Origin of the sequence: Actinophytocola sp. (genome assembly GCF_036002505.1) — a bacterium.
Classification (GTDB): domain Bacteria; phylum Actinomycetota; class Actinomycetes; order Mycobacteriales; family Pseudonocardiaceae; genus DASYTH01.
This window is the reverse complement of the sequence record NZ_DASYTH010000142.1, coordinates 20,005-27,167: the sequence shown is the minus strand read 5'-3', so window position 1 is coordinate 27,167 and position 7,163 is coordinate 20,005. Positions and strand designations below refer to the sequence as shown.

Here is a 7,163-nt window from a genome sequence, read left to right as displayed (position 1 = left end):
GTGCGCCATGAGGCGCTTGATTACCGAGCGGAGGTGAAAGGCCTCCGATACTGAATTGTCACAGCAGTTCGGTGAAGCTGAGGGCAGCCGTGTTCGCGGGAATGGGCGGATGGGGTGGCAAGCGGCCCTGACAAAGTCGAGTCGTGCTAGTACTGCCAGATGGTGCGGGCTCGGTGAGCGAGATGAGAATGCATACGAAAGGAACCGGTGTCTGAAGCCTCGTTAGGTGGAGCCGACTCGAAACCTGGCGGATTGGGGTTGGTGGTGCGGTGCGCGTGAACCGAATGGTAGGTGTAGCGTCCGCTCGAATCGCAAGGTTTGGGCAGCCTGTGAGGAAAGTCTGTGGCGTACTCATAGGGGCCGTCGGGGTAAAGCCGGGTGCTTCCCTCATCGATCGGAACCAAGTGAACATGGGAACCGATACGGGCTTTCCGCCAAGAGGACCGCATACCGGCGGTTGAGGTGGATAGGTTCATTGCCAACCGATGGGCTCGTGGAGGGGCGGAGTCGTCGTAGTAGTCCGAGGCCGGGAAAGCCGGTCACATGGCGAAGGGCGACAGCAAGTCAGGACAGGAGTAGTTACTGTTTATGCCAGAAGATACGCCGATGAACATGGGTGTTCTGCTGACGGTGCCGTTCACGGCTGGTCAGCGGGTACTGGGGATGCAGACGAAACTGCACCGTTGGGCGGCGGCCGATCAGGGCCGTCGGTTTGATGATCTGTTTAACCTCGTTGCGGACCCGGCATTCCTGGTGACAGCATGGATCCGGGTTCGGGAGAACAAGGGCGCACGCAGTGCCGGGGTGGATAAGCGCACCGCGCGGTTCATTGAGGATTCTGCGGGCGGCGTGGAAGGGTTCCTGGAAGATATCCGCGCTCGATTGAGAGCACGAACGTTCCGGCCTCTTCCGGTGCGGCAGGTGACGATTCCCAAGGGCAATACCGGGAAACTCCGGAAGCTCGGGATTCCCACCACCGCTGACCGCGTCGTCCAAGCGGCCTTGAAGCTGGTGCTGGAGCCGATCCTGGAGGTGGACTTCTCGAACTCGAGTTACGGCTTTCGCCCGGAACGCCGCGCTCAGGACGCGATCGAGGAGATCCGTAAGTCAGCCAAAGAGGGCTACGTGTGGGTCTTTGAGGCGGATATCGCCTCGTGTTTCGACGAAATTGATCATGCTGCGTTACTGGATCGGTTGCGTCGGCGCATCTCGGATAAACGCGTTCTGGCTCTGGTGAAGGCCTTCCTCAAGGCGGGACTGCTCGATGAAGAAGGCCTCAACCGGGACACTCACACCGGTACTCCCCAGGGCGGGATTCTATCGCCATTGCTGGCTAACCTCGCCCTGTCCCATCTCGACGATCACTTCGACGAGAAATGGGCGGCGCACGGCACCCCGACGAACCGGATGCGGTACCGGAATCGTGGAGGTGCGACGTATCGGCTCACTAGATACGCGGATGACTTCACCATTTCGGTGCACGGGACGCGGGAGCATGCCGAGGCGTTGTGGGTGGAAGTCGCGGAAGTCTTGTCCGAGATCGGGTTACGCCTGGCCGTGGACAAGACCCGGGTCGTCCATATCGATGAGGGCTTCGACTTTCTGGGGTTCCGCATCCAGCGGTATCGCCAGCGGGGAAGCGACCGGAAACTGATCTACACGTTTCCGTCTAAGAAATCACTCCAACGTATCCGACGGAAAGTGAAGGCGGTAACCAAACAGATCACCCATCAGCCCGTGGACGAACTCCTGACACGGTTGAGCAGGATGGTCCGTGGGTGGGCCCAGTATTTCCGGCACGGGTCGTCAAGCAAGGCCTACCATGACCTCCAACACTTCCTGTGGTGGAGGTTCTGGGAGTGGCTGAAGAACAAACACCCGCACACCAGCAAAAGGTGGATCATCCGCCGCTATTTCAATGGATGGTTGCCCGAATACAACGGCGTGAGGCTCTACCAACCCACCACGATGACAATTAAACGTTACCGCTACCGGGGAAGTAAGATACCCACGCCGTGGGACAAACCGATAACCGTCGCCTCAGCGTGACTTGTGGAGAGCCGGATGCGGTGAAAGTCGCATGTCCGGTTCGGGGGAGCGACACAGGGAAACAGGCCCGGGGCAACCCCCGGGTACCGCGCCCTGTGTCGACTCCTACTGGGTGGACGGTGGAAAAACGGATCTGGCCAACATGGCGCTGCTCTGCCGCCGACACCACCGAATCTTGCACCACTCCGCCTGGGAAATCCACTTCATCAACGGCATCCCCTACTTCATCCCACCCGCCTGGCTCGACCCCACCCGAACCCCCGTCCGCAACGTACTGCACCACCCCCGCCAATAACCCCAGGCACCCCAACACCTCCCACCCACACCCCGTGCGATCGACCCCTCCGTGGTGCACCCTTTCCTCGGCTGCCGCGGCGCGCCCTTGAGGCCGAAGAGGCGACCCCGCACAATGCGCGCCGCGGCCACCGCCAACACCCCCAGACGCAGCACCCAGCCAACACCCCAAATCCTGGTCCTATTGCAGAGCCCCCACGGCCTGCCGGGAGAACCGCATCGCACCATCGTCAACCCGCCCGAACCGCAGCTTGACCACATCGTGCGCGTAGCTCATGCCGAGTTGCCACGGAAACCGCGAGCCGGCCTTGGGGAACTCGTGGATGGACCGCAGCACATAGCCAGCCTGGAAGTTGAGCAACGGCTGCTCGGTCACCGTCGGGTCGTCGTTGGTCGGCACGCACACGTCGTAGCCGTGGGCGTCCAGGTGCCGCAGCACGCGAACCACGTACTCGGCGACCAGGTCCGCTTTGAGTGTCCAGGAGGCGTTGGTGTACCCGATGGTGAACGCGAAGTTCGGCACGCCGCTGAGCATCATTCCTTTGTACGCCATGGTTTCCGGGAGTTTGAGTACGCGGCCGTCGATCACCAGCTCGACGCCGCCGAGCGCCCGGAGGCGCAGGCCCGTCGCGGTGACCACGATGTCCGCCTCGAGCTCGGCGCCGGATTCCAGTTGCAGCCCGGTCTTGGTGAATCCGGTGACGTGGTCGGTGACCACGGAGGCCTTGCCGTGCCGGATGGCCTTGAACAGGTCGCCGTCGGGCACCAGGCAGAGGCGCTGGTCCCATGGGTTGTAGCGCGGCTTGAAGTGGGTGTCGACGTCGTAGCCGGGGGGCAGTTGCTTGATCACGGTCTTGCGGATCAGGGACTGGACGAGGTCCGGCCGGCGGCGGCTGAGCTGGTAGATCAGCGTGCCGAGGGCGACGTTCTTCCAGCGGGCGATCGGGTAGGCGAAGCGGGGGCCGAGGAGGCGGCGCAGGGCGTTGGCGATGGCGTCTTCGGCGGGGATCGACAGGATGTAGGTCGGCGAGCGCTGGAGCATCGTCACATGTGCGGCTTTGTCGGTCATGGCCGGAACGAGCGTCACGGCGGTGGCGCCGCTGCCGATGACCACGACCTTCTTGCCGGTGTAGTCCAGGTCCTCCGGCCATTGCTGCGGGTGGATGACCGTGCCGCCGAACCGTTCGATTCCGGGGAACTCCGGCAGGTATCCGGTGTCGTAGTGGTAGTAACCGCTGCACGAGTACAGGAAGTTCGCGGTGAACCGCACCGTCTCCCCGTGGTGCACGGCTTCCACCGTCCATAGTGAGTCCACGGTGGACCATTCGGCGCGGATCACCTTGTGGCCGAAGCGGATGTGCCGGTCGATTCCGGCCTCCTCGGCGGTGTCCTTGACGTAGCGCAGGATCGACGGGCCGTCCGCGATGGCTTTCGCCTGGGTCCACGGCCGGAACCGGTAGCCGAGCGTGTGCATGTCCGAGTCGGAGCGGACGCCGGGGTAGCGGAACAGGTCCCAGGTGCCGCCGAGGGCGTCGCGGGCCTCGAGGATCGTGTAGGTGCGGCGGGGGAACGCGGACTGGATGTGGTGCGCGGCGCCGATGCCGGACAGCCCGGCGCCGACGATCAGCACGTCGACGTGCTCGGTCATGATCCCGCCTTCGCCGTCCGGGCCCGCAATCGGGACTGCAGGAAGTCGAGCACGGTGTAGTAGTGGGTGGGTGTGATCCGGGCGAGCGCGTCGAACAGGTAGGCGTCCGGTCCGACGAGGATGCGCGCCTTGCCCGCCTCGACTCCCTTGTGGATGATCGCCGCAGCCTTGTCCGGCGAGGTCATGGTCATGGCCTCGAACTGTGCGGCGAGCTGCTCCTTGGTCCGCCCCAGGCCTTCCGGGTCCTTGCGGATCCGGGCGTTGCGGGCGATGTTCGTGGTGATCCCGCCCGGGTGCACGTTGATCGCCCGCACGCCGGTGCCGCGCAGCTCCTGGCGCAGCGCGTCGGTGAACCCGCGGACGGCGAACTTCGAGGCGCAGTACGCGCTGTTGTACGGCACGCCCACGAGGCCGAACACGCTCGAGGTGTTCACGACGGCGCCGTCGTCCTGCTCGACCAGGATCGGCAGGAACGCCCGGGTCCCGTTCACCACGCCGTGGAAGTTGATGTCGTGCAGCCAGTCGTCGTCCTCCGGCACGGCATCCAGCACGGTCGAGGCCACCGCCACCCCGGCGTTGTTGAACACCGCGGCCAGCGGCGCCGGGAGCCACTCCCTCACCTCGTCGGCGAACCGCAGCTGGTCGGCGGCGTCCCGGACGTCGAGGACCCGGGTGAGCACGGGACCACGCAGCATCCCGGCCGTCTCCTTCAGCCCGGCCTCGTCGACGTCGGCGATGGCCGCCGGCGAACCCAGCCGGGACAGCCGGGTGGCGAGGCCGCGGCCGATACCCGACGCCGCACCGGTGATCATCACCGGCCGCCCGGCGATCCTAAGTGGACTTTGCGGCATCGGTCCTCCTCGTGTTGCGGCGGGCGTGGTCGTCGATGAGGTCGATCAGCACGGGCCACGCGCCCCTGGGCAGATCGTGGCCCATGCCGCGGATGGTTTCCAGCCGGGCGCCGGGGATCGCCCGCGCGGTGGCCGCGGCGCCGGTCGGGTGCACCATCCGGTCCCGGTCGCCGTGGATCACCAGGGTGGGCGCGGTGATCGCGCGCAGGGCCGCGGTGCGGTCCCCGGAGCGGAAGATCCCGGCGAGTTGGCGGCGCGTGCCGTCCGAGGTGGGATCGCGGTCCCAGGCGAGCCCGGCCTGCCCGCGCACCCAGGCCTCATCGAACGGGAAGCCGTGCGAGCCGATGTGCCGGAAGATCCGCACGGAACCGGCGACCGCGGCCGCCCGGGTCCTCGGCGACGTCGCGGCCAGCAGCAGCCAGGTGGACAGCGCCGGCCGGCCGACGCGCCGCGCCCCGGTCGTCGACATGATCGAGACAAGCGTCCGGACCCGTTGCGGGCACAGTGAAGCGACCGTCTGCGCGATCATGCCGCCCATCGACGCGCCGACCAGGTGGGCGCTGTCGAGGCCGAGCGCGTCAAGCAGCCCGACGGTGTCCCCGGCCAGGTCGGTGAGGTCGTACTGCCGGGGCGACCAGCGCCCAAAGAAGATCGTGGCCGGACTGAGCCAACTGGGGGCCCAGCCCCCAGACCCCCGGCCGGCGGGGCTCCGCCCCCCGGACCCCCCTGGCGACGGGAAGTCGAGGTGCGTCGAGCGCCCGGCGTCCCGGTTGTCGAACCGGATCACCCGGTAGCCGCGGCCGGTGAGCTGCTCGCACAACGCGGTGGGCCAGCTGTGCAGCTGCTGTCCCAGACCGGCCACGAGCAGCAGCGGTTCGCCGCCCGGGTCGCCGATCTCCTCATAGGCAAGGGAGATCCCGCGCCCGACATCGACCATCCGCTCACTCATGGCCGGTTCCCGAGGAAGACGCCGGCACCGGGTCCGCACGAGGGGTCCGGCGGCGCACGACGGCGAGGCCGCCCTTCGCCGGGGCGTAGGCGACGCCGCGGGAGTGCCACTTCTCGTCCCGCTCGGACGTCGGCGCCAGCTCCACGTCGCGGATCATCGTGCGGAGCACCACGTTCATCTCCATGTTCGCGAACGCCGCGCCGAGGCAGCGCCGGGTGCCGCCGCCGAACGGGATCCACTGGTACAGATCGGGTTTCGCGCCGACGAACCGGTACGGGTCGAAGGCCCGGGCGTTCGGGAAGACCGACTCGTTGTCGTGCAGCAGCGCGATGCTGACCAGCACCCGCTGGCGCTTCTTCAGCGTCCACCGTCCCAATTGGAAGCTCTCCGCCTTCACCTGCCGGGCCACCGCGTCGATGACCGGGCGGACCCGCTGCACCTCCAGGATCGTCGCCTCGCGCAGCGCGCTCCCGTCCGCGTCCACCTCCTCGACGAGCTCGCGCAGCACCGCGGGGTGCCGGCGGAGCCGCTCGACGGTCCACGCCAGCGTCGTCGCGGTGGTCTCGTGCCCGGCGGTGAGCAGGGTGAGCAGCTGGTCGGCGATCTCGCCGTGGCCCATCGGTTCGCCGTCCTCGTAGCGCGCCTGCAGCATCATCGCGAGCACGTCGTCGCGACCGTCGAGATCCGGCACCGCCTTGGCGATCAGGCGCGCCACGATCGCGTCGTACTCGCGGCGCATCAACCAGAACCGGCCCCACGGGCTCCACCGTCCCCAGTCGACGGTCGGCACCGGCAGGGTGGCCAGGCGCGAGCCCAGGGTCACGAACGGCGGCAGCAGCTCGCGCAGCTCCGCGAACTCGGTGCCCTCGGCGCCGAACACCGCGCGCAGGATGGCGTTGAGCGTGATGCGCATGGTCGACGGCAGCGTCGGGAACTCGCGCCCCTCCGGCCATGACGCCATCTCCCGCACCGTCTCGTCCTCGACGATCTTCTCGTACACGGCGAGCCGGCGACCGTGGAACGGCGGCACCAGCAGCCGCCGCTGCTTGCGGTGCTCCTCGCCGGTCAGGGCGAACATCGAGCCGGGGCCGAGCACCCGGCCGAGGTTCACCTCCATGTTGTCCACGACGTCGGAGCCGGCGGTGAACAGCTGCTTGACCTCGGCCGGGTTGCTGATCACCAGGCCGCGGCCGAAGACCGGCAGGTTGACGGTGAAGGCGTCGCCGAAGCGGTCGCGCAGCCGGAGCATGCCGCGCCGCCGGGTGGCCAGCAGGTAGATGGCCTGCACGGCCCGCGGCGCGTTCGGGCCGGGCGGGAGGGTCACGGTCGTCATCGAGGCTGCACCCCTTGTCGCGTGGTACGCCAACGTACC

5 protein-coding genes are annotated in these 7,163 nt (G+C 67.2%); 1 reads left to right on the top strand and 4 read right to left on the bottom strand.

All coding sequences use genetic code 11. The features are described 5' to 3' along the window. The first annotated feature begins 612 nt into the window (after positions 1–612). Positions 613–2,049, top strand: coding sequence for a group II intron reverse transcriptase/maturase (ltrA, locus tag VGR06_RS12370; RefSeq protein WP_327559175.1), 1,437 nt, complete (start codon positions 613–615; stop codon positions 2,047–2,049). 475 nt (positions 2,050–2,524) lie between these two features. On the opposite strand, the gene VGR06_RS12365 is transcribed toward ltrA, so the two are convergent. From VGR06_RS12365 to VGR06_RS12350, 4 genes are read right to left on the bottom strand one after another with little or no spacing between them, the layout of a single operon-like run. After that, positions 2,525–3,991 (bottom strand): NAD(P)/FAD-dependent oxidoreductase, encoded by a 1,467-nt coding sequence (locus VGR06_RS12365; protein ID WP_327559174.1) that lies wholly within the window; start codon positions 3,989–3,991, stop codon positions 2,525–2,527. After that, positions 3,988–4,842, bottom strand: a complete 855-nt coding sequence (locus VGR06_RS12360; protein WP_327559173.1) for an SDR family NAD(P)-dependent oxidoreductase — start codon at positions 4,840–4,842, stop codon at positions 3,988–3,990. Before VGR06_RS12360 ends, VGR06_RS12365 begins: the two co-directional genes overlap by 4 nt. Then, positions 4,823–5,791 carry an alpha/beta hydrolase gene (locus VGR06_RS12355; RefSeq protein WP_327559172.1) on the bottom strand — a complete coding sequence of 323 codons (969 nt, stop codon included), beginning with the start codon at positions 5,789–5,791 and terminating at the stop codon, positions 4,823–4,825. The genes VGR06_RS12360 and VGR06_RS12355 overlap by 20 nt, the downstream gene beginning before the upstream one ends. Further along, complete coding sequence (locus VGR06_RS12350) at positions 5,784–7,124, bottom strand: cytochrome P450 (protein ID WP_327559171.1); 1,341 nt, start codon at positions 7,122–7,124, stop codon at positions 5,784–5,786. The genes VGR06_RS12355 and VGR06_RS12350 overlap by 8 nt, the downstream gene beginning before the upstream one ends. Positions 7,125–7,163 lie beyond the last annotated feature (39 nt).

What these genes read in the sequence shown, in the direction of transcription:
- ltrA (WP_327559175.1), top strand. Translation starts at nt 613, where the DNA reads ATGGGTGTTCTGCTGACGGTGCCGTTCACGGCTGGTCAGCGGGTACTG.
- VGR06_RS12350 (WP_327559171.1), bottom strand. Translation starts at nt 7,124, where the DNA reads ATGACGACCGTGACCCTCCCGCCCGGCCCGAACGCGCCGCGGGCCGTG.
- VGR06_RS12355 (WP_327559172.1), bottom strand. Translation starts at nt 5,791, where the DNA reads ATGAGTGAGCGGATGGTCGATGTCGGGCGCGGGATCTCCCTTGCCTAT.
- VGR06_RS12360 (WP_327559173.1), bottom strand. Translation starts at nt 4,842, where the DNA reads ATGCCGCAAAGTCCACTTAGGATCGCCGGGCGGCCGGTGATGATCACC.
- VGR06_RS12365 (WP_327559174.1), bottom strand. Translation starts at nt 3,991, where the DNA reads ATGACCGAGCACGTCGACGTGCTGATCGTCGGCGCCGGGCTGTCCGGC.